Annotated in this window: 21 protein-coding genes; 2 read left to right on the top strand and 19 right to left on the bottom strand. The window is 46.5% G+C overall.

Annotated features, from left to right (window positions below; all coding sequences use genetic code 11):
- Positions 1–137: 137 nt before the first annotated feature.
- Complete coding sequence (locus FHS17_RS01665) at positions 138–2,111, bottom strand: glycoside hydrolase family 127 protein (protein ID WP_167273256.1); 1,974 nt, start codon at positions 2,109–2,111, stop codon at positions 138–140.
- Positions 2,112–2,248: 137 nt separating this feature from the next.
- On the opposite strand from FHS17_RS01665, the gene FHS17_RS01660 reads away from it, so the two are divergent.
- On the top strand, positions 2,249–3,115 hold the full coding sequence (locus FHS17_RS01660) for a helix-turn-helix domain-containing protein (protein ID WP_167273252.1): 867 nt from the start codon (positions 2,249–2,251) through the stop codon (positions 3,113–3,115).
- A gap of 26 nt (positions 3,116–3,141) precedes the next feature.
- Positions 3,142–3,879: a hypothetical protein gene (locus tag FHS17_RS01655; protein WP_167273248.1), complete on the top strand. Its 738-nt coding sequence runs from the start codon at positions 3,142–3,144 to the stop codon at positions 3,877–3,879.
- A gap of 77 nt (positions 3,880–3,956) precedes the next feature.
- Here the strand turns inward: FHS17_RS01655 and FHS17_RS01650 are convergent, their stop codons facing one another.
- The 18 genes from FHS17_RS01650 to FHS17_RS01565 form a co-directional block, all read right to left on the bottom strand.
- The gene (locus tag FHS17_RS01650; RefSeq protein ID WP_167273245.1) at positions 3,957–4,637 is read right to left on the bottom strand and encodes a DnaD domain protein; all 681 of its coding nucleotides are present in this window, start codon (positions 4,635–4,637) and stop codon (positions 3,957–3,959) included.
- Between the two features lie 37 nt (positions 4,638–4,674).
- Entirely contained in the window at positions 4,675–5,883 is a 1,209-nt protein-coding gene (locus FHS17_RS01645; protein WP_167273240.1) for an acetate/propionate family kinase, read from the bottom strand.
- Positions 5,883–6,755, bottom strand: a complete 873-nt coding sequence (locus tag FHS17_RS01640; protein ID WP_167273237.1) for a 3-hydroxyacyl-CoA dehydrogenase family protein — start codon at positions 6,753–6,755, stop codon at positions 5,883–5,885. Before FHS17_RS01640 ends, FHS17_RS01645 begins: the two co-directional genes overlap by 1 nt.
- Before the next feature lie 205 nt (positions 6,756–6,960).
- Entirely contained in the window at positions 6,961–8,457 is a 1,497-nt protein-coding gene (locus tag FHS17_RS01635) for an AAA family ATPase (RefSeq protein WP_167273233.1), read from the bottom strand.
- Positions 8,450–8,989, bottom strand: coding sequence for a hypothetical protein (locus tag FHS17_RS01630; protein WP_167273229.1), 540 nt, complete (start codon positions 8,987–8,989; stop codon positions 8,450–8,452). Before FHS17_RS01630 ends, FHS17_RS01635 begins: the two co-directional genes overlap by 8 nt.
- Positions 8,990–9,115: 126 nt before the next feature.
- Positions 9,116–9,649: a cell wall elongation regulator TseB-like domain-containing protein gene (locus tag FHS17_RS01625; protein WP_167273225.1), complete on the bottom strand. Its 534-nt coding sequence runs from the start codon at positions 9,647–9,649 to the stop codon at positions 9,116–9,118.
- Entirely contained in the window at positions 9,649–10,950 is a 1,302-nt protein-coding gene (locus FHS17_RS01620; RefSeq protein WP_167273221.1) for an amidohydrolase, read from the bottom strand. The genes FHS17_RS01625 and FHS17_RS01620 overlap by 1 nt, the downstream gene beginning before the upstream one ends.
- On the bottom strand, positions 10,931–11,590 hold the full coding sequence (locus tag FHS17_RS01615; RefSeq protein WP_167273217.1) for a redox-sensing transcriptional repressor Rex: 660 nt from the start codon (positions 11,588–11,590) through the stop codon (positions 10,931–10,933). Before FHS17_RS01615 ends, FHS17_RS01620 begins: the two co-directional genes overlap by 20 nt.
- Positions 11,587–14,448, bottom strand: a complete 2,862-nt coding sequence (dinG, locus tag FHS17_RS01610; protein ID WP_167273213.1) for an ATP-dependent DNA helicase DinG — start codon at positions 14,446–14,448, stop codon at positions 11,587–11,589. The genes FHS17_RS01615 and dinG overlap by 4 nt, the downstream gene beginning before the upstream one ends.
- Before the next feature lie 15 nt (positions 14,449–14,463).
- Positions 14,464–15,270, bottom strand: a complete 807-nt coding sequence (locus FHS17_RS01605) for a tetratricopeptide repeat protein (RefSeq protein WP_167273208.1) — start codon at positions 15,268–15,270, stop codon at positions 14,464–14,466.
- 102 nt (positions 15,271–15,372) lie between these two features.
- Positions 15,373–15,756 (bottom strand): aspartate 1-decarboxylase, encoded by a 384-nt coding sequence (gene panD / locus FHS17_RS01600; RefSeq protein ID WP_167273205.1) that lies wholly within the window; start codon positions 15,754–15,756, stop codon positions 15,373–15,375.
- The gene (panC, locus tag FHS17_RS01595; protein WP_167273200.1) at positions 15,749–16,648 is read right to left on the bottom strand and encodes a pantoate--beta-alanine ligase; all 900 of its coding nucleotides are present in this window, start codon (positions 16,646–16,648) and stop codon (positions 15,749–15,751) included. Before panC ends, panD begins: the two co-directional genes overlap by 8 nt.
- Complete coding sequence (gene panB / locus FHS17_RS01590) at positions 16,623–17,543, bottom strand: 3-methyl-2-oxobutanoate hydroxymethyltransferase (protein ID WP_167273196.1); 921 nt, start codon at positions 17,541–17,543, stop codon at positions 16,623–16,625. Before panB ends, panC begins: the two co-directional genes overlap by 26 nt.
- Before the next feature lie 246 nt (positions 17,544–17,789).
- Positions 17,790–18,770 (bottom strand): biotin--[acetyl-CoA-carboxylase] ligase, encoded by a 981-nt coding sequence (locus FHS17_RS01585; protein WP_167273191.1) that lies wholly within the window; start codon positions 18,768–18,770, stop codon positions 17,790–17,792.
- Positions 18,771–18,775: 5 nt separating this feature from the next.
- On the bottom strand, positions 18,776–20,044 hold the full coding sequence (locus FHS17_RS01580) for a CCA tRNA nucleotidyltransferase (protein WP_167273187.1): 1,269 nt from the start codon (positions 20,042–20,044) through the stop codon (positions 18,776–18,778).
- A 25-nt stretch (positions 20,045–20,069) separates the two neighbouring features.
- Entirely contained in the window at positions 20,070–21,233 is a 1,164-nt protein-coding gene (gene bshA / locus FHS17_RS01575; RefSeq protein WP_167273182.1) for an N-acetyl-alpha-D-glucosaminyl L-malate synthase BshA, read from the bottom strand.
- An 88-nt stretch (positions 21,234–21,321) separates the two neighbouring features.
- Positions 21,322–22,020, bottom strand: coding sequence for a bacillithiol biosynthesis deacetylase BshB1 (bshB1, locus tag FHS17_RS01570; protein WP_167273178.1), 699 nt, complete (start codon positions 22,018–22,020; stop codon positions 21,322–21,324).
- Positions 22,017–22,442 carry a methylglyoxal synthase gene (locus tag FHS17_RS01565; protein ID WP_167273175.1) on the bottom strand — a complete coding sequence of 142 codons (426 nt, stop codon included), beginning with the start codon at positions 22,440–22,442 and terminating at the stop codon, positions 22,017–22,019. The genes bshB1 and FHS17_RS01565 overlap by 4 nt, the downstream gene beginning before the upstream one ends.
- Positions 22,443–22,456 lie beyond the last annotated feature (14 nt).

The raw sequence follows: 22,456 nt of genomic DNA, 5'->3' as shown, positions 1-22,456 counted from the left end.
CCTATTCATCAAATTGTTAGTTATGTTTGTTCAAATATAGAGGCATGAACAATTGAATCCCACCATCATGCAGATTTCAAAAGCCATGCTGCCAACAAAGTCTGGTATTTCGTGAAACGGACTATTCCACCTTAACTCTACGCTCGAATCCAAACGGTCATTTCGCCACGTTGACGATTGCCCCACAAATAGTAAGGCACAGCTTTCAATTTAACCGGCAGCGATGCCTGTTGCAGCCCATAAGGACGATATGGCGTTTCTTCCTGCCAGGACCCTTGTTCATCCAAGCGGCCTTCCGCTTCAATGACTATCGCTCCACCAAGCAGCTGTGAATCGAAGTTTACTGCCAGAGCGGAGGAGGTCACAAGGGAAACGGCTGCAAGAGGACTAGCGTTGTCGATTTCCTCCAGACAGTAGACAAGTGGTCCACGTTCAATGGCAACCTTACCTGCATTTGCCCGAATCTCCGGATGAGCAGCTGTCAGCTGCGCTTCCATAGCTGGCTCCCATTCTACAACATCTCCTTGCTGCCAATTCCGATTAACAAGAGCGTATCCATTCTCAGTTTTGTAATCCGCTGTTTCGCCGTTAATACGGAGCACTGCTTTCTCCCTGCACCAGGAAGGAATACGAAGGGCTAGCGTTACTGTTGCACCCGGGACTTCCGTAAACTCGAAACGGACATTCCCTTTCCAAGGCAGCTCTGACTCTTGCTTCAAGGTTACAGAGCCGGCATCAAGCTCAAACTGAGCTATGCTCCCAATAAACAGATGCGTATAGATCGTATTTGTTGCGGCAGTTACGGTATAAATGTAATCGTTTAATGAACTAAGCAGACGTGCCACATTCGGAGGGCAGCAAGAGCAGCCGAACCATTTCTGGCGCTCAGCTTTCACATGATGACGACCCGGATTTTTCTCGGAAGCCTTCGGCCATACTTCAAGTGGATTAACATAGAAATAATGCTTGCCATCCTGCGACATACTGCCTACTACATTGTTAAATAACGCCCGCTCCATGATATCTGCGTACTCGCTCTTTGCTTCCAGCTTCAACATCCGCTGGGCGAAGAAGATAAGGCCGATGGATGCACAAGTCTCTGCATACACCGTATCATTAGGCAGATCGTAATCGAAGGAAAAGGCTTCGCCGTGATGAGTGGAACCAATCCCTCCTGTAATATACATCTGCTTTCTGGTCATGTTATTCCACAAACGCTGGCATGCCTCAAGAAGCTGCATGTCACCTGTTAGTCTTGCCAGATCAGCCATTGCCGTGTACATATAGACTGCTCGGACGGAATGGCCTACCGCCACATCCTGCTCACGTACCGGCTTATGCGCCTGGTTATAAGCTAATTGCTCTACCTTCGGAATAGGCATATTTCTTCCTGTCCATAGACTGAGCCCATCACGCTGTTTAATATCTTCAATCAGGAAATTCGGTTCCGCCCCACGCTCATCAATAAAGAATTGAGCAAGCTTGAGGTAACGGTCTTCTCCTGTCGTCTGATAAAGCTTCACTAAAGCCAGCTCAATCTCCTGATGGCCGTCATACCCTCTCATTTTGCCGGGCTCTATACCAAATAACGAATCAATATAATCGGCAAACTTACACATCACATCAAGCAGCTTGCGTTTGCCCGTTGCGTCATAATAGGCAACTGCAGCCTCGATCATATGCCCTGCACAGTACAGTTCATGTGCTTCATAGAGATTTGTCCACTGTTTGCCCGGGTCTTTAATTGTAAAATACGTATTTAAATACCCATTCTCATGTTGCGCCATCGCAATGAGATCGATAACTTCGTCCGCCGTACGCTCCAGTTCTGCATCAGGATGACTCGCTAGAGAATAACCAACGGCCTCCAGCCATTTCGCAACATCACTGTCCTGGAACACCATGCCGCCATAAGGCTGCTCTTCAAGCCCTGCCGCTACGCGGAAATTACGAATCGCATAACTTGGCTCTGCATCCGCAATTCGGTCATTCAGTGCATCCCATTGATAGGGAATAACCGTCTCACGTACCAATTCGGTAAAGCGGTTCCAAAATGCATCCTTAATATGTACCTCACTGCTTCCCAGCTGTCCGTTTATTTGCTTTGCCATGAATGTTCCTCCTGATCGAATATTAAAAATTTGATTCATACTGATTTCTAGTTTATTCTTGAAAGGATAAGGAAACTACCTATAAAACGACCCTATTTTATATAAAATATCACACTGCCGGAGGAGTGGCTTCCCATATGATTGATACCTCCTATATTTCCTTACAACTGCCTCCTATCCCTTATTACATTACAACTGGACTATCGGAGTACAAGCCTGGCGACCAGCATCCTGATCGTAGGAATCTAGGCATGTTTGATCTGTTGTGGGTGGTCAAAGGAACCTTGTACATCGGCGAAGAAAACAAGCAGTGGGAGGTTAAGGCAGGAGAAACACTGCTCTTATTGCCTAACAAGTATCACTATTCCGTCAAGCCTTGTGATAGTGACACCAACTTTTATTGGATTCACTTCGACTTCAAGGGAGAATGGACCCAGCATGAATCAGATCCAGCCAGTATGCCGCTGCCCATTCGTCAATCTTGGGAAAATCCATATCTCATTCATCTTCCCCAGTATGCCGCACCACCAGAATTTGCTTTAGCAGAACGGCATCTCAACCAGCTATTAGCCTATTCCAATGAGCATCAAAGAGGTGTCTATTGGCTGGAGCAGCAATTATTTATCGAGCTGATTGGGTTATTAGAGGAAAGACAAGATCGTTCTAATGCGGATTCACCAGCCATGAAGCTTGCCAATAAAACCGAGGCTTATATCCGTCAGCATTACCAATCCGATCTAACCAATGTGGTGCTGGCGGAAGCTCTACATTTTCATCCCAACTATATCGTCAGATGTATGAAAGAAATCTATCACTGCTCTCCAATGGAGTATTTGCATCGATACCGGTTAGAGCAGGCCAAGCTGCTCTTGATCAAGACAGAATGGTCAATTGCTGACATTGCAGACAAAACCGGCTTTCGTCACCAGCCTTATTTTTCGAACTGCTTTAAAACCTATGCGGGCATTTCGCCGCTGCGATATCGCAAGCAATTCTCACCATAATCAGCCCACAAAGGAGTTATAAGAAGATGCATCCGTCTCCGAACAATGCCAATGCAGCAAACACTAGCTGGTTCCCTGGCCGATATATTGGCGGTATCACATTAATGGCAGGACCAATTCTCTTTCTAGTCGGGGTACTGTTACGAAGCCGATTCCATTTCTTCTTTCCCGATCAGTTGAAGGCTTTTGAAGAGCATCCGAGATTAATGTTTTGGTCATTCAGTGCGTTTAACGCTGGCATTCTGCTCCTGTGGCCTGCCATATTAACCGTTGTAAGGATGATTCAACAGACAAAACCAGGCTTAGCCAAATGGGGAGGCTTACTCGTTATATTTGGTCTGATTGCCCGGATATTCCATGCGGGGGTCGATCACTTAGCCTATCAATTGGTTCGTATTGAAGGTCTCGAGTCTGCGACCAAGTCTGTAGCCGAAACTTATGGCGCCTATCATATCTTCAGTTTTCTTAACCCAGCAATTCTGTTCGGATGGATTGTACTTGCCATCGGCGCTTATAGATCCAAGACGCTTGGATTACTCCGATCTATTGCTTTAGCACTTATGTCAGCACTTCCCCTAGGAGTCCTGAAAGGTACAACCATGTTCTCCATCATTGGAGCTGCAGGTCTTTGTATAGCGCTTGTGCCGCTTGGAGTAAAGGTATTGCGAGATGGTCCACGACCATCACCTCGCCATGTCCTGCAATCACTTATATTGACGGTCGTCTTAGGTGCCGTTTTCTATTTCTTAGGTCAAGCCGGATAAGCACAGGAACGAAAAAAAAGCCTTGTACTCTCCAAAAGAGAATACAAGGCTTTTACTTGTTATAAACGTTATAATGGCTACCCGCGTGGTCCACGGAATTTCTGAGAATGTGCGCGAGCTTCATCCACATTCGTCACCCGATTGCGGCTCCACTCAATTAAAATACGGTCGATGTACCGGAAGTTAAGCTTGCCGGCAAAGACGGCTTCCTTCAAGGCGAAACGGATCAACTCATCCTGATACCGGTCCTGATCCACCCATCCTGTAATCGTCTCACATTCCATCGGTGATAACAGCCGGCCAAATTCCTGCTCGAAGACGGAGAATATATTACTAGGATCAGGCGCCCGCTTCACCGTTCGGCGCTCTGCCTTCCTCGACTCCCGCTTCTCTTCTGCTGCCCATTCTGCAGCCTTCAGCATCCATCCGCTCCAGTTATACGTCTCCGACTGGATGCCCGACATGGAATCAATTTGCTCATCAATCGTAAGGAAGCCTTCCTTCATCAGCCGACCAATGGTTGTTTCAACAACTCGTTCTGTAGAGCCTGTCCGTTCTGCGAGCTGCTCCATCGTTGGGAACTCAATGCCTTCCGATTCACGGAACAGCATCAGCTGTAAGAGCAGCATCACTTCAGCCTCAGAAAGATTCAAGTGGCGGTATGAGCGGAGCAGCAGTGCGGACACATGCACTCCGCCCTCATTCATTACGGCCGCCATGCCGCGCGAATAGGCTTTCCACATGTCTTCGTTGCTCATAATTACCGATCCCTCCGAAGCTTACTACTCTATTCGATTATTTCGAATCGCCTTTAACAATCGTATACGTATCACGGGCAATCAGCAGCTCTTCGTTCGTTGGAACAACAAGAACTTTCACACGTGATGTATCCGTCGAGATTTGACGGACTTCTTTGCTGCGTACATTATTACGCTCTTCGTCCAGCTCAACACCTAGGAACGAGATGCCTTCACATACCGCTTTACGCAGAACATTCGAGTTCTCGCCAACGCCTGCTGTGAACAAAATAATGTCTACACCGTTCATCGCCGCAGCATAGGCACCAATGTATTTCCGTACGCGATACGTATACATATCAAATGCCAGCTTGGCATTTGTATCACCTTCACCCATTGCTTCTACAATCTCACGCATGTCGCTGCTGATCCCAGAGATCGCAAGCATGCCGCTATGTTTATTAAGCATGGAATTTACTTCGTTTAAGGTTAAATCCTCTTTGTTCATGACATATGGAACGATAGCCGGATCAAGATCACCGCTGCGTGTACCCATCATCAAACCTTCAAGTGGTGTCATACCCATACTTGTATCAAAAGACTTGCCATCCAGAATCGCCGTACAACTCGCGCCATTACCGATATGACAAGAGATCATCTTCAGCGATTCAAGCGGCTTGCCAAGGAAGTCAGCAGCCTGCTGGCTTACATATTGATGCGATGTCCCGTGGAAGCCATAACGACGTACTTTATGACGACGATACAGCACTTTAGGAATTGGATACAGGTAAGAAGTATTAGGCATCGATTGATGGAAGGCGGTATCAAATACAACAACCTGCGGCACATTTGGCATATTTGCTTCTACCGCGCTAATCCCCATCATATGGGCCGGGTTATGAAGTGGAGCAAGATCAAACAGCTTGCGGATCTCCTGCTTTACATCAGCGGTAACAAGTGCCGAGCTCTTGAACACTTCGCCGCCGTGGACAACACGATGACCAACAGCATCAATCTCTTCCATTGATTTGACAACGCCATGTTCGGGATGAATCAGCATATCGACAACTTTTTTAACCGCTGTGACATGATCAAGAATCTCACTAACTTGTGTGACATCCGGTTTACCCGGAGGCTCATGAGTAACGATCGAAGAATCCATGCCGATCCGCTCTACACGCCCGCTTGCAAGCACTTCTTCCGTCTCCATATTATAAAGCTGATATTTCAGCGAGGAACTTCCTGCATTAATTACGAGTACTTTCATTAGATACGGTCCCCATCCTTGTCATATTTGAAAAATCCTACGCCAGACTTCACACCAAGATGCCCAGCGCGTACCATTTTCTTCAATACAATGGACGGACGGTATTTCAGCTCCCCGTATTCCCGGAACATACGCTCTAGTGCAGCAAGGATGGAATCAAGTCCAAATCGGTCAGCCATCTCGAACGGGCCATTTTGGAAAGAATAACCGATTCGCATTGCATTATCGATATCTTCAGCTGATGCAACGCCTTCTTCAAGTACATGAAGGGCCTCATTAATGAACAAACAAATAAGACGAGTCGTCACAAAGCCTGGAGACTCGAACACCATGATCCCTTTTTTCTGGATGACTTCATCAACGAATTCTTTCATCGAATCAAATGTTGCATCGGAGGTTTTCAAACCACGCACAATCTCGACCAGGTCGATCTTGGATACGGGATAAATAAAGTGGAGGCCAATGACACGCTCCGGATGGCTGGTTACACTTGCCAGCTCCGTTAAGCTTAACGTGGAGGTATTGCTTGCAATAATTACTGACTCATCACAAATCTCATCCAGCTGTTTAAACACGAGCTTCTTGCTTTCCAGATCTTCTGTTATGGATTCAATGACCAGTTCGCAGTCTGCCAGTTCGTTATATGTCTGGCAAGGATGAATGCGATTCAGGATCAGTTTTTTCTCAGCTTGCGTTAGAGCCCATTTCTCAATTTGCTTCTCTAAGTTGAGCTCAATCATTTGCATACCGTATGTTAAGCGTTCCTCAGAGCTTTCGATTAAATACACATCCAGCCCTTTAGAAGCAAGCATTTCTGCAATTCCTTGACCCATTGTTCCGGCGCCGATGACACCAATCTTTTTAATAACCATAATTCTTTTGTTTCTCTCCTTGTAACTATTCTCTTTTTTGCGGCATTGAGAATCATTCTCTTTACCTATCGATCAAATCCATTATAACCTTTTTTACACAAATAAAGAAGGTAACTGGTGATGATTTGGTGAACAGCAAAACGAGCGGCAGGTCTAACACCCTGCCGTTCGTTTGTATATCTAGCCAAGCTAAAAAGCCTTATTCTTATGCGCTTTTTGACAGCTGACTTAGTAAGGTCCGGAACTCATCACCGCTAAGCGTTTCTTCTCGAATCAGAACGTCCAGCGACTCAGTAAACACTTCTTTTCTTGCTTCCAGCATTGCTTTCGTCTTCACCATCAGTTCATCCAGAATGGAGCTCGTAATACTTGCCCATTTATCCGGGGTCATCATGTTCGCATCAATAATACCAAGCTCAGTGAGCCCAGATTCGACCATTGTCCGAACAATGTTCATTGCTTGATCAAAGTCACCACGAGAGCCTGTGCTGCGGCCGCCATAGAAAATTTCTTCCGCTGCAGCTCCGCCAAGCGCGATCATGATTTGGCTTTCCAGAAAATCCTTCGTGTACAAATATCGATCCTGCTGCGGGTTATGACGAACATAACCAAGCGCCTGACCACGCGGGGATAAAGCAACCTGCGAGACGCTGCCTGGACGTACCAGCTCTGCAGAAATGGCATGGCCTAGTTCATGAAGCGCCACGCGTTCGCGTTCCTCAGCTGTTGATTCCCGGTCTGTTTTCTCACCCATCATCACTTTATCAATCGCCATTGCCAGATGTGACTCCAGAATGGTCTCACTGTTCTCACGCATAGCGTAGATCGCACCTTCGTTCATTACACTCTCCAGCTGAGCACCTGAAAAACCAAAGGATTCAGAAGCAATACGTTCCAGATTAATACCTTCATTAAGCGGTTTGTTCGCCGCATGCAGACGCAAAATATGAAGGCGCCCTTTTTTATCCGGCAGTTCAACTCCAATATGACGGTCGAATCGACCCGGACGCAGCAAAGCGCTGTCGAGTATTTCTTTCCGGTTCGTTGCTGCAATAATAAGAATACGTGGTGCCTCATCAGAATGAATACCGTCCATCTCTGTGAGCAGCTGGTTCAATGTCTGATCATATTCTTTATGCTGACCGCCGTCCCTTTTACCACCGATGACATCAATCTCGTCAATAAAGATAACGGCACTTTTCTTACCGGCTTTTTTCGCTTTCTCCCTTGCTTCCTTGAACAAATCACGAATCCGTCCTGCACCTACACCCACATACATCTCAACAAACTCACTGCCTGAGGCAGCCAAATAAATCGAATCGGTATAATGAGCTGCGGCCTTCGCAAGTAGGGTTTTACCAGTACCCGGAGGGCCCGTGAGCAAAATCCCTTTCATCGGACGGATACCCAGCTTAGCAATCTCCTCTTGTTTAACGAGAAAATCAAGGGCTTCAATTAACTCTTGTTTTGCTCGATCCTGACCGCCAATCTGGTCAAAGCTCATCGATTCCAGACGAAGCTCTTTGCTGCGTTTCGCACCTGAACTAGCCATCATCCGGCCTTTGCCGCGCGTAGTGAACCATACCCCCGCTCCTAAAGCAGCTAGTAACAAGACGGGCATCACATTAACTCCTTCAAAAGCCAGGAAAATAAACAGCATCAAGCCAAAGCCAGCTGCGATCTCAATCCCGTATTTACGCATAAGTTGACACCTCCAGCTGTGCAGGAACGCGCGGAAGTACAACATACTTCGTTGAGGTATCATCCTTTAGTGTGATATAGACATTATTGTCATCAAGTGCTGTTTCATAATGGACACCTGCATTCGCAGCAGCTGCTTTTTGAAGAGCATTCGGAATTTCGGAATAGTTCTTCTTCTCCATCGCTTCTGCAACATTAAATAACACCGAAGACCATACTTTATCTAATTGACTACTAGGAACTGCATTAGTAATATCAAGCTGCAAATCGCGGTCACCAATAGCATCCTTGCCTTCTTTAGCAATGTTTTCATAGACATCTTTTAATTTCGCATCCGGCTCAAGCGTAACCTGTACTGACACATGATCTTGATCTATAGTAGGAGCATTCGCCGAGGCGACACCTTCAACTTGTCCAATAGACTTCTGAAAAGGAGAAACGACAGCAAATTGCTTATATAACATCCACCCGCCAAACAGCAGCAATGCTGTAGCTACAGCGGACAACACGAATGGGATAATGCGAAGTTTCATTCTTACTCCTCCTCTTTAAGCAATATATAAAATTCCGTATATCATCTCTGCTATACGAAAGTATATCATATATCGACATCAAAGAGACGGTGTAAAAACAGGAAAAGGAGCCAGCCGCTTACGCGGCTAGCTCGCTGTTTTGGCAGGAAGATGATATTCCGTCACATACGTTCCTGTACGGAAATCATAGAATGCGTAGCTGTATTTCTCGGGATTATGGCCTTCTGAATAGAAGACTTCCCACACAAGCTGTCCATTTAACGTTCCCGGTTGAATCCGTTTTAATTCTGCATCCGGTTTGGCTTCCAGCACAGCTTGTTTGATTGAGGCTTTAAGTACACCTTCAGTTTCCTTAACAATCTGCACGGTCTTATCCGGGCCAATCAACCATACATAAATCACTTCATCCGCGTCATTCTCGCCCTTCACGATCCAAGAAGTCGTATCCCATACCTGCTTCGTGATGGACGTTACTTTGGTCAAGTTTGCTGCTTCCTTAGCTTGCTTGCGGATCGGATTCTCTGAGTCCCAGAATGGCTGTTGAATCGTATTGTAGTACATGATTACAATTGCGATAACAGCCAACAAGGCAACAAGAATCACGGCCAGCCAGCGCTTCGGACTCATGACCGAAGAACGTTTTTTAATTGTCGCTCTCATTATGCTTGCAGCAGCCGCTCGAAGCTTGCTTGTGCCTCGTAACGGATTTTCTCTTCATCCATTAACGTACACTCGCCATTATGAACAACTTTACGTCCATTCACCCACACATGCTTAACATCTCTTCCCGAACCGGAATAAACAAGATGCGATACGACATCTGTCAGGGGATAATAATGAGGCTGTTCTATATCGATTGCAATGAAGTCTGCTTTCTTGCCTTCAACCAATTGGCCAATTTTTTCTTCCTGCCATATGGAACGTGCACCATAAACCGTACCCATGCGTAATGCCTCCATAGCAGGGATAACGGTTGGATCACCGGATACTCCTTTGTGCAGCAAAGCAGCAAATTTGATTTCTTTAAACAGATCCAAATTGTTATTGCTCGCAACACTATCCGTACCAAGCGACACAGTAACGCCTGCACGCAGCAGTTCAGGTACACGAGCTACGCCGCTTGCCAGCTTCAGATTGCTGACAGGATTATGGGATACGGCTACCTTACGGTCAGCCAGCAATGCAATCTCTTCATCATTCAAATGTACCGCATGGGCAACAAGTGCCGGCCGCGAGAAAAAGCCCAGCTTATCCAGATGCTCGACAGGGCGAGTACCGTAATCCCGGACATTTTGCTCCACTTCAGCAAGTGTCTCCGACATATGTGTATGAACGGGCAGATCATAATCATGAGCAGCTTGGACAAACTTCTCAATGTAATCAGGCGGGCAAGTATAAGGGGCATGTGGTGAAATCATGGTCGTAATACGTCCATCTGCTTTACCGTTCCAATCCCGCGCGAATGCAATTGCTTCTGTCAGCTTCGCCTGCTGGATCTCCTCGGAACAAAGACCAATAACGCCACGTGTCAAGCAGCCGCGAATACCCGATTGCTCAACCATTGCTGCCACTTGATCCATTCTGTCATACATATCAACAAACGCTGTTGTACCCGTCTTCAGCATCTCGACAATAGCCAAGGCGCTTCCAGCACGAGTATCTTGATCGATATATTTGCCTTCCATCGGCCACATTTTTTGTTCGAGCCATACTTGCAGGTTTTGATCGTCGGAGTAACCACGGAGCAGAGACATAGCTGCATGACCATGTGTATTAATAAGGCCCGGCATAAAAGCAAGCTTGCTGCCGTCTAATCGTTCTACTTTCTCATCCAGCCCAGTTGGAGCTGTCTCACCGATATATGTAATCTGATCGTCGGTTACTACCATATGTCCCCGGAAGACCGAATTGGTATCGTTCATCGTCACGAACAGGCCGTTTTCAATCCATATTTGAGCCATCTTCAAGTTCATTCCTTTCTTTGTTCAAATAATAAGCCAAGCTCAGTAATTCTCTTGTAAAGTCTGCGTGGTGAATCCGGATATGATCTGGTAACCGTAATATAGCCGGTGCAAAGTTCAAGATCCCTTCAATCCCCGCTTCTACGAACTGATTCGCTACATTTTGTGCTTCCGGACCGGGCACGGTAATAATGCCGATCCGGATATTATTTTCCTCTACGACAGCCTTCAGCTTTTCCATAGGCATAATGGGAAGATTATTAATCATCGTCCCGATCTTGCTAGGATGGTCATCGAATACGGCGACAATTTTCATATTGTCTTTCGAGTACTTATTGTAATTACATAAAGCATGTCCTAGGTTACCTGCACCAACGAGTGCAACATTAATCCGCTGGTCCAGCTTTAGGATTTGTTGAATCTTCTCAATCAAATAGGAGACGTCATACCCGATACCCTTGCGGCCGAAATCACCGAAATAAGCAAGGTCCTTCCGAATTTGGGCGGGATTGAGGTCTAGCTTGAGTCCCAGCTCTTGCGAGGAAACGGTTTGTACTTCACGATTGTACAATTCGTTTAACACCTGCAGATAGATGGGCAGCCGTCTGACGACGGCCTCTGATATTTTCGCCTGCTTCACCCATTTGCCCCCTCTTCCGATTGCAGCCATTCCCGCATTCGCGCTACCATCTGATCCGTATGCATGGTTTCAATCTTTGGACCAGGTAATGAATAGAGGAAATGTTTGCCATAATACGTATCAATGACTCGCGTATCGTAGATAATAACAATCCCCTTGTCCTTCGTCGTACGAACAAGTCTTCCGAAGCCCTGTTTGAAGCGGATAACCGCTTGTGGGATAGACAGCTTCATAAACGGATTTTGCTTTTGCTTCTGCAGCAGCTCCGACTTCGCTTCAACAAGCGGATGATTCGGCGGCTGGAACGGCAGACGGACGATGGCAAGACAGGTTAAAGCCTCACCTGGAATGTCTACCCCTTCCCAGAAGCTGCTCGTGCCAAGCAGAACCGTTTCAGGTGACTGGGTGAACCGTCTCGTAAGCTTTGTCCGGTTTCCGCTGTCTATGCCTTGTCCAAGCACCTGAATACCCGAACCTGCCAAAGCTTCTTTAAGCGGCTCATAGACCTGCTTCAGCATCCGATATGAAGTAAAGAGCACAAGCATGCGTCCTTTTGTCTCTACTGCTGCATCCGCTAGCGAGTCTACCAGCATAGAAGTAAACTGCTGATCGCCCCCAGCACCTTTCAAGGTTGGGAAATTACGCGGAATAATAACCAGAGCCTGCTCGCGATAATTAAACGGCGAGGGAAGCTGAACGGTCTTGAGCCTGTTATTTTCTTCAAACCCTTCCAGGCCAAGCTGCTCCTCCGCATACTGGAACGATTTATGAACAGACAATGTTGCAGAAGTTAACACAATGCTGTCCTTCACATCAAAGAAATATTGCTGAAGCTGTTTGCTGACATCCACCGGTACGGCATAAAGATGGACAGACCGATAGCGGTAAGCCATACTCGCTTCGATCCAATATACTTCCGAATTTTGCTCCATTTTGAGGAAGGTACGCAGATCATCCTTCACTCTCGTTAAATCACGAACAACGCCATTGAGGTCGGTGATAAGTCCTTGAATCGTCTGGTCATCGAGTCTTTCTTTAATATCCGATGCCATTTTATCCACCGTCTTAACGACCCGGCTGAGCTCGGTATGCACATTATTCTCTATATTCAACACATCGTCCCAGCCTTTTGGCGGGGTGTCACTGCGCAAACGACAAACGGCCTGACCGTTATCATTGCCGGCCTCTCCAGACTCGCCAACAAAGGCATACAGGAGCTCAAACAGCTTATCCCAATGCTCCTTGACGTCTTGGAAGATCGGAATAACCGTATCAATGGTTTCCGTCCATGCTTGTACCCGCTCATCATCCTCCTGCTGCAGACGTAGTCTAAGTGCTGGCAAGAGTCCTGAACGGTTATCTTTAAATAGTCTTGTCGTTTGATGAGTTAAGGAGAAGTAATTAATTTGCATGCCAAGATGTTTGCCGGCTACCTCTTCTACATGATGAGCCTCATCAATAATTAAGTGGCTATACGACGGAAGAAGCCTATGATCCGCTTGAACATCCGTAAACAGCATGGAATGATTCGTGATGCATACATCAGCAATATTGGCCTCATGCTTCGCGCGGTGATAATAACAACGCTTAAACCATGGACATTGCCGATTTAAACAGGAATCCGCGTCACTGGCCACCGTCGACCAGAAGTCAGATCCTTTATTGCCAAAGTTGAGTTCCTCTTGATCTCCGGTCTCAGTCTCGCTGAGCCAGACCACCATTTGAGAAGCAGTAATCGCATCATCAATGGGAGCAACTAGATCTTTCGCATTAATTTTGCTTTCAAATTTCCGCAGACATAAATAATTGCCTCTTCCTTTAAAGATGGAGGCACGGAAATCAAAGGGCAGAATTTCACGAAGAAGCGGTACATCTCGATGCCTCAACTGCTCCTGCAAATTGATAGTATGGGTGCTGACAACAATTTTGCTTTCCTGCTTAATTCCGTAGTACAGGGAAGGAATCAAATAACCAAGTGATTTGCCGGTACCTGTTCCCGCTTCAATGAGCAGATGCCGGTCATTACAGAGCGAGTCATATACCTCATGAAACATCGTCGTCTGCGCTTCCCGTTCCTCATAATTCGGGTACTTCTCCATAAATCGCTGCTTGATGCCATCCAAATACTGCTCAAAAGACATATCCTTGAGCTGATCCGCTTCCTGGTCTGCACGTGCTGGCTGCTCTTCGGTCCATTCGCCAGCCTTCAAGGCAAACTGATTGAAATACTGATAAGTATTCATATCAATGGAGGTGTGAAGCTCAGCTTGCTTTTGGGTTTCGGCCATAAACCAGCTTAGATCGCTTCCGTTGTCTATAAGAAAGGATAGCCGCTGCAAAGTAAGCAGCGGCAATTGTCTGAGCTTTCGTACCGATTGGGCAAATAACTGCGCTGTAGCTACCGCGTCACTGTCTGCCCGATGATGCTGTTCATGGGTAATGCCAAACAGCTCCGTTACAGCGCCAAGCTGATACGTAGTAATCGAAGGATACAGAACTCTAAGCAGCTCAATCGTATCAAGCCTGCGACCGATAAAGGGATGATACCCGCATCGGTCGAGCGCTTGATTCAGGAAGCCTGCATCGAAGTTTACGTTATGAGCAACAAGTACGGCATCCTCTAAATGAGGGATGAGCTGCATAAGCACCTCATCCAGCTCAGGAGCGTCCGCTACCATAGCAGCATCGATACCCGTTAACTGAGTAATAAATGTCGGAATTTCTATTGTAGGACGAACGAAGGAACTAAACGTTTCCTCAATTTCAAGGTCTTCATTCAGCACGGCTAAACCGACCTGAAGGATATCGTCACCAACGCCATGTCCTGTCGTCTCTAAATCCAATACTGCAAATTTCATTAATTTTCTATCCCCTCATAAGCAGCAAAGCTCGGTACTGCCGAAAAATAAGGATAATTGCTGCGGCGTTTCTTTACAACATTTCAAATTGTTTAACGGGTCTTTAAAGCTTGGGCAAGTTTCATATGCCTTCAGGAAAAAACGTTCTGCCTGCTCCATATTCATATAGATCGCTTGAATGCACCCAAGGGCATTATAGCCTAAAGCACGCCATTTCGGATAGTCCGTTAATGAAATCAGCAATTGGAAATGTCTTTGCGCCTCACTCCAGTTTTGAAGATGCATGTTGGTCATCGCCAGATACAGCCTCGCCAGATTGCATTCCGGAAGAGTTGAGACCGCTGATTGAAAATGAGTGGCAGCATCGGAAAACATAAATAATTTATAATATCCCTGCCCTTTCGAAATCATCATGGCGTACTCATACGGAACTTCCATATCAAGCTCAGCGTTATAAGCTTCTTCGGCTGCAGCAGGTTCTGGCTTCTCTGTCTGCTTGACTGTTTCAGGTACCGAAGGCACTGACGATGATGCCGCTTGGGTCTCGCCTAACTCTGTGCTGCTCTCCATGGCCATGGAAGGCGGCGGTGTTATTTTCGATGGAGCAACTTCAGGTGATCCTGATTGCTGCTCCACAAAACAAGAAAACTTTTCTTCGAAATCAATCCATTGCTCGACAAGGGAATCGCTCATTTTTTTGAGCGTTGCCATTTGCTCGTCATATTGAAGCTTTTGATCACCAGTTGCAGTTGGATACACCTCGATCAGATGGTCAAGCATTTCATTCATGGCTTCGAACATTTGCTGAAACATTTTACGCATCCCGCCTTCACCAAAGAATTGAGGAGTGTTATGCTCATTCTTTGTTTCGGCAGGGCTTTTCATACCCCGTGCCAATCGTTACATAGTGCTGGAACTGAAGCGTTAAAGAACCGTCGCGTGTATTTCCTCAGACAGACTTTTGAGTGGTCGGTTATCACTGTCCAGAATGGTTACAATCGGCTTATGCACTCTTGCTTCCTCGTCGGTCATGGATGCATAAGAAATGATAATAACTTGGTCTCCGGGCTGAACTTGGCGAGCTGCAGCGCCATTAAGACAAATAACACCTGATCCGCGCTGCCCCGTGATGACATACGTCTCAAACCGTGCACCATTATTGTTATTTACAATCTGAACTTTCTCATTTTCCCAAATGTCTGCAGCATCCATTAAATCCTCATCAATCGTAATGCTGCCTACATAGTTTAAATTTGCTTCTGTTACGGTTGCCCGATGAAGCTTTGATTTCATCATTGTTCTATACATGATCCTTCACCTCTGCGACTACATTTGGTACAAATAAGGTATTATCAATTAATCGAGTCGAACCAAATTTTACGGCAAGTGCCAGAATATATTTGCTTTCTTCAAGCTCAATCGGCTCATTCCAAGAAGGCTGCTCCAAAGAAGGATAAATCAACCATTCCACATAATCAATCTCCGCTTGACCTGCTTCGTTGATTTTCGCTTTTACGCGTGATACCAGCTCTTCAGATGTAATACCAGGTTCATTCGCCCATTGCTTCGCAAGAGCCAAAGACTGCGACAATACAACCGCTTGCTGCCGATTCTCGGCTGTTAAATAAACATTACGCGAGCTAAGCGCAAGTCCATCTGGTTCCCTTACAATTGGACAAGGAATGATTTCCACCGGGAAATTCAGATCGTCTGTCATTTGCTGAATAACCGCAATCTGCTGAGCGTCCTTCATACCGAAGTATGCTCGATCAGGCTGAACGAGATGGAAAAGCTTGCTCACAACAAGCCCAACGCCGTCGAAATGTCCAGGTCTTGAAGCACCACATAATCGTTCCGTAAGCTGACTTACGATAACTGAAGTACGAGGCTTCACAGGATACATTTCCTTCACTTCTGGCATAAAGACAATGTCGATGCCGTTCTCTTTCGCAATCGCAAGATCTCTTTCCTCATCCCGCGGATAACGTTCAAAATCTTCATTAGGGCCAAATTGCATAGGATTTACAAATATAGATAATACCGAGGCTGTGTTCTCAGCCACCGATTGACGCATTAAGCTTGCATGACCTTCGTGAAGAAACCCCATTGTTGGTACAAGCCCGATAGTTGGATCATTGGATGATTGTTTGATTTTAATAAGTTCGTTTTTTAGCTCAGCTATGGTTCGACACAAAATCACGCTTGGGGGACTCCTCTCCGCTTGCTTGATTACTGCTGTTATTTGCAGCTTCTCCAGCACCATATAGATGATTGATGGCTGCCGACTTAGCGCCAAAGGAATGCTCCTCCGCAGGAAAAGCGCCAGCTTTCACTTCGCTTACGTAGCTGCTAATAGCATTACGGATTGTTGATCCGATATCTGCATACGTTTTGACCATTTTCTTCTCGATATAAGGTGATGAATATTGCAATATATCATGATAAACCAGTACCTGACCATCACAGCCACGTCCTGCGCCGATGCCAATGGTTGGGATCGACAATTCTTTGCTGATGGCTTCTGCTAAAGGCTCCGTAACGAGCTCCAGCACGATAGCAAATGCTCCGGCAGCTTCAAGCGCCTTGGCATCTTCCATCAGTTTTTCTGCTTCGCGTTCGAGCTTGCCCTGTACCTTGTAGCCGCCAAGCTGATGAACCGATTGTGGAGTTAAACCGATATGACCCATTACAGGGATCCCGGCTTTAACCAAAGCCTCTACTTCAGAGGCAATATCCGTACCGCCTTCCAGCTTAAGAGCTTGAGCTCCGCCTTCCTGCATCAGCCTTGCTGCATTACGCAGCGTAGATTCCCGACCGATGCCGTAAGTCATGAAAGGCATATCCGTAACAATAAACGTATTCTTGGCACCTCGTGCTACGGCGCGTGTATGGTAAATCATATCTTCGAGCGTGACCGGAATCGTCGTATCGTAACCGAGTACAACATTCCCTAATGAATCGCCGACCAGAATAACATCTAGTCCAGCCTCTTCCGCCAATAAGGCAGATGGGTAATCGTACGCGGTCAGCATCGAGATTGGATTTTTGTCCTGCTTCATTTTCTTGAGGTTGGTAATTGTCAGACGCTTCCTCATTTCGCTTCATCCCCTTTAAGTTTTAGGATAAACACAAAAAAACCTTTTAGCCGCTGCTAAAAAGGTTCCCGAACTAAAAAGGAAACGTATGCTAAGTCTTTGCTTCCTTCTGTCTCGGTCCCTACGGCTCAGAGCAGAGTTTGCCTTGCTAATCCACTACATCTATTACCCACAGCAGTGCAGCTCTTACCAGATACCGCCTGCTTCTTTTATAGTAACAAAAAAAGGAGTGCCCGTAAACGCCCCTTAGCGTACGGGCTCGCCCATTTCTGCAGAAAACACAATAACCGTGCTTCCGTCTTCCTTGCGTACAGTTAATGCACCGCTGGCATCAAGACCAATCGGAACGCCGTCAATTGTACCTTGAGGGGTTATAAGTCGTGCAGGTTGGTTCAGAGATACCGATAACGCTTCCCATAACGTAATAATTGGACCAAAGCCTTTTTCACAATAAAGCAAATAAAGCTGCTCCCATTCATGCAAAAAATCGGTAATAATCGTCGTCCGATCAAAGCCGTCGCCGCCATTGGCAATACGAAGCGAGGTAACCTTATTCAGCATTTCGTCCGGATAATCCGTCTTCTCCAGATTGACACTGATGCCAATTCCTGCGATAACATAGCGTAGTCTCTCATCCTCCGCTGTGGATTCCAGCAAAATCCCGCTGATTTTCTTGCCTTCGATTAACAAATCATTGGGCCATTTGATACCTATTGGTAATTCTGTCACTCTTCGCAAGCTGCGGCATAACGCAACTGCAGTAAGCAGTGTAAGCTGCGGTGCAAAATGAATCGGAGTCGAAGGACGAAGGATCATGCTCATCCAGATCCCTTTTCCTTGTGGGGATACCCAGCCACGCCCCATTCGACCGCGGCCATTCTGCTGTTGCTCCGCTATGACGAGTGTACCTTCCGGCGCACCTTCCTCCGCCAACTTCTGCGCTATATTTTGCGTAGAATCTACGGACTCGAACCAATGGATCGAGCTGCCAAATATTTTCGATTTCATTTGACTGAGCAGCTCAGGTACCGATAAGGTATCTGGCGAAGAGATCAGTTTGTATCCTAACCGACGCGAAGCGTCAAACTGATAGCCAATCGACTCCAATTTTTTAATTTGCTTCCAAACAGCCGTACGGCTGACGCCAAGCTGCTGACTGATTAATTCTCCAGAAACATACTCGCCAGGATTTTGTTCAAACAATTCAAGCAATCGGTTGGTTGACATCTTTATCAATCCTCGATATTCCATATTTGAGCTTGCGCAAGTAACGCTTCTTGTTCATTCGGCAGCTTACCTAATGCAACTTGCAGGAGGAGCCGCTGCAGCATCCGTCCCATCCATGTTCCAGGCTCTTGATTTAAGCCTCCTGCGAGCTGTTTGCCATTCAGCTTTAACTGCTTTAAATTTAGAGCCGGCATGTTGTCTAACCATTCCATGAAGAGGTTCGCATAGGGATGAAGAACTTGATGCGGATCCCATTGTGCAATGGATAACCACCCACGAGCCGCTGTTTCACCATATTGAATAACAGCATTTGTCCATGTGAGCCGCAAATCTTCATCCTGCTTCATAATCAATTGTGAATGCATGTGCAGGACGGCCATAATCGAGTTCACGCGAGCTGTTGGCAGACGTAATGCCTTTAATGTCTCATCTGCCTCTATAGTCGTTAAATAATCAACCATTAGCATTGCAGCATAACGCATATCTGGATGTTGAAGCTTGTGTATTTGAGTGAAAGGCTTAAAACTATCTGGATTAGCCAGATAAGCTTCCCCAAGCTTGTCCGCTGCAGCTAGCGGTGTACCGCAATACAGCAACAGTCTGCTTACTGAAAGCAGGTGTAACGCATGCTGCGGGGCAGCTCCGCTCACCATACGGTCAAGCTCTGCAAATACACGCTCCATAGCGATGAATTGAAGCAGCTCACGATGTTTAATTAAGGCTCTCCAAGTCTGATGAGCAATGGAGAATCCGAATTGGGAAGCGAACCGGATCGTTCGCAGCATCCTGAGCGCATCCTCCTGGAATCTCGCGTCCGCATCACCTACACAGCGAATCACCTTGTGTCGCAGATCCTCTATACCCTGAAATGGATCATAGAGCTCACCATCAGCATACATCGCCATGGCATTAATCGTTAAATCCCTGCGCAGCAAATCGCCGTCCAGACGGTCGATAAACTCGACTTGCGCTGGACGGCGGTGCTTCTCATATTCTGATTCTGTCCGGTAGGTCGTCACTTCATAAGGAATGCCATTATGCAGGACAGTCACTGTGCCATGCTGGAGTCCGGTCGGAATACAGCGGGGAAATAAAGCCAATACCTGCTCTGGTCTCGCCGATGTAGCAATATCTACATCCTTGATTGAAAGCCCCATAACCGTATCCCTGACGCAGCCACCAACAAATACTGCTTCATAGCCTTGCTCCCCAAGCTTTTCGAGTACGGGTATTGCCTGCTGCATGATGGTCGGCAAATTGAAGCGTATCCCCATATGTTTCGGCACTCCCCTTCCTTTTCTAAGCTTCGCATACCGGAATTGGAAGATCGGCTTCAATCCCTAAAACCCGGTAATATATTTGCTCATATTGAGTCGTAATCACATCGTTACAGAACTCATTGCGCGCACGGAATAGGCACGCTTCCTTGAAGGAGTTATGAAGCTTCTCATCCTTAAGCAGCTGCGCTGCAAAGCCTGCCATCCCTTCCACATCGCCAATCGGACATAAGTAGCCAGTCTCTCCATGAGTGACAAGCTCCGGAATACCACCGGCATTCGAACCAACCGTAGGTACGCCGCATGCCATTGCTTCAAGGGCAACTAGACCAAAGCTCTCTTTCTCCGAAGGAAGCAGCAATAGATCAGCCATTGAAATAACCTGTGCGACATCTTCTTGTTTGCCAAGGAAATGAACACGGTCTTCCAAGCCCATTTGTCTGATCTTGCACTGAATCTTGGACAGTTCAGGGCCTTCGCCTACAAGAAGCAGCTTAGCAGGAAGTTGTTTGGACACGCGTTCAAATATTTCTACAACGTCACTTACACGCTTAACAGGACGGAAGTTGGAAATATGCATCATAATCTTCTCGTGTGGCTCCGCGTAATCGGCGCGAAGAGATACGGCATCCCGTGGGTAATACACCCGTTTATCGACGAAATTATACGTTAGATCAATGGGACGAGTAATATCAAGAAGCTGTCTTGTTTCATTGATCAAATCCTGTGACACAGCTGTTACAGCATCACTCTGGTTAATGGCAAGACGAATCAAGTCCTTCAGCGACTCATCTTGTGCCAGCACGGTAATATCCGTACCATGGAGGGTCGTTACGGTCTTAAAGCCATCTCCAAGCATTTGTTTCGCAAGATGAGCACAAACGGCATGTGGAACGGCATAATGAACATGCAGCAGATCCAGCTTTTCCATCTTTGCAACCTGTGCCATTTTACTTGCCAAGGATAAATCATATGGCGGATAACGGAAGACGTAATAATCATTGACTTCTACTTCATGAAAGAAAATGTTTTTATGAAATTTCCCGAGACGGAAAGGTATGCTGTGCGTAATAAAATGTATCTCATGGCCGCGCTCAGCCATTAATTTTCCAAGTTCCGTTGCAACGACGCCGGAACCCCCCAGGGTAGGATAACACGTGATTCCAATTTTAAGTTTACGTGCCATATTGGTCGTCCGCCCTTTCATAACATGATGATAATCTATATATTCGACAATGTTCTGTGTTATGTCGTCCTTTACTTTTTACCTTTTGTTAAAAATATTCCACCGCATGCGGACGCTTAATCGCGAATCCTTCCGCATACTTCCAGCCTCGTGTTTGACCAAGCAGGCTGTCGCGAGCCTCAACCCGTTCGATATATCGATCTGTCAGCGGTGTTGAGACACGGTCTTCACCTGGTGCAGCTGTCTGGAATTGCGACTGATAAGCCATAAGAGACTGTCTCTTCTCATCATAATAATTAGACACATCTACCATAAGCGAAACGTTATCAACATCATTTATGTAATAATAAATCAATTGCTCCACTTGAACAGCCGGCAGCTCTGGCATATAACGGCGAAGCTTGGCATTAAATACGGCTTCCTCCACTAGCTTGCTGCAAACGATATGATCGGGATGACGGTCTACCCAGTAAGGGGCGAATACTATCCGCGGCCTCGTACGACGAATTTCTGCGACGATTGCATCAATATGTGATTTTGTCATTTCCAGACCACGATCTGGCAGTCCCAGATTCGTACGGGTATATAGACCAAGCACCGAGGAAGCGTTGGAAGCTTCCTGCTTCCTAAGCTCCACGGTGCCGTTTGAAGACATTTCCGCTTCGGTCAAATCACAAATTCCAACCCGTTTACCAGCAGCCGTATATTTTGCAATTGTGCCGCCCATTCCGATCTCTGCATCATCCGCATGTGCACCAAAGACAAGAAGATCTAATGGCTCACTCATGGCTGATCAATGCCTGGTTTATATTTGTGTACAAGCTCGCGCCAAGCAAAGTCTCCACGTGCAAGTGCTCTTACGAGCAGCTCTGCCGTAGCCACATTGGTTGCAACCGGAATACCCTGCACGTCACAAAGACGAAGCAAAGCAATGATGTCCGGTTCGTGAGGCTGCGCCATAAGTGGATCACGCAAGAAGATGATAAGGTCCATCTCATTTTGAGCAACCATTGCACCGATCTGCTGGTCACCACCAAGAGGACCGGACATAAAGCGATGTATTTTAAGGCTTGTTTGTTCCATGATCCGAGTACCTGTTGTACCCGTGGAGTATAATTCATGGGGAGCAAACACGCTTTCATAAGCCGTTACAAAGTTAACCATTTCTTCTTTTTTGCGGTCATGCGCGATAAAAGCAATTTTCAACATCTACAATCCCCACT

The organism is Paenibacillus lupini, from assembly GCF_011761355.1.
GTDB lineage: Bacteria > Bacillota > Bacilli > Paenibacillales > Paenibacillaceae > Pristimantibacillus > Pristimantibacillus lupini.
This window is presented reverse-complemented; position numbering and strand designations above follow the sequence as displayed.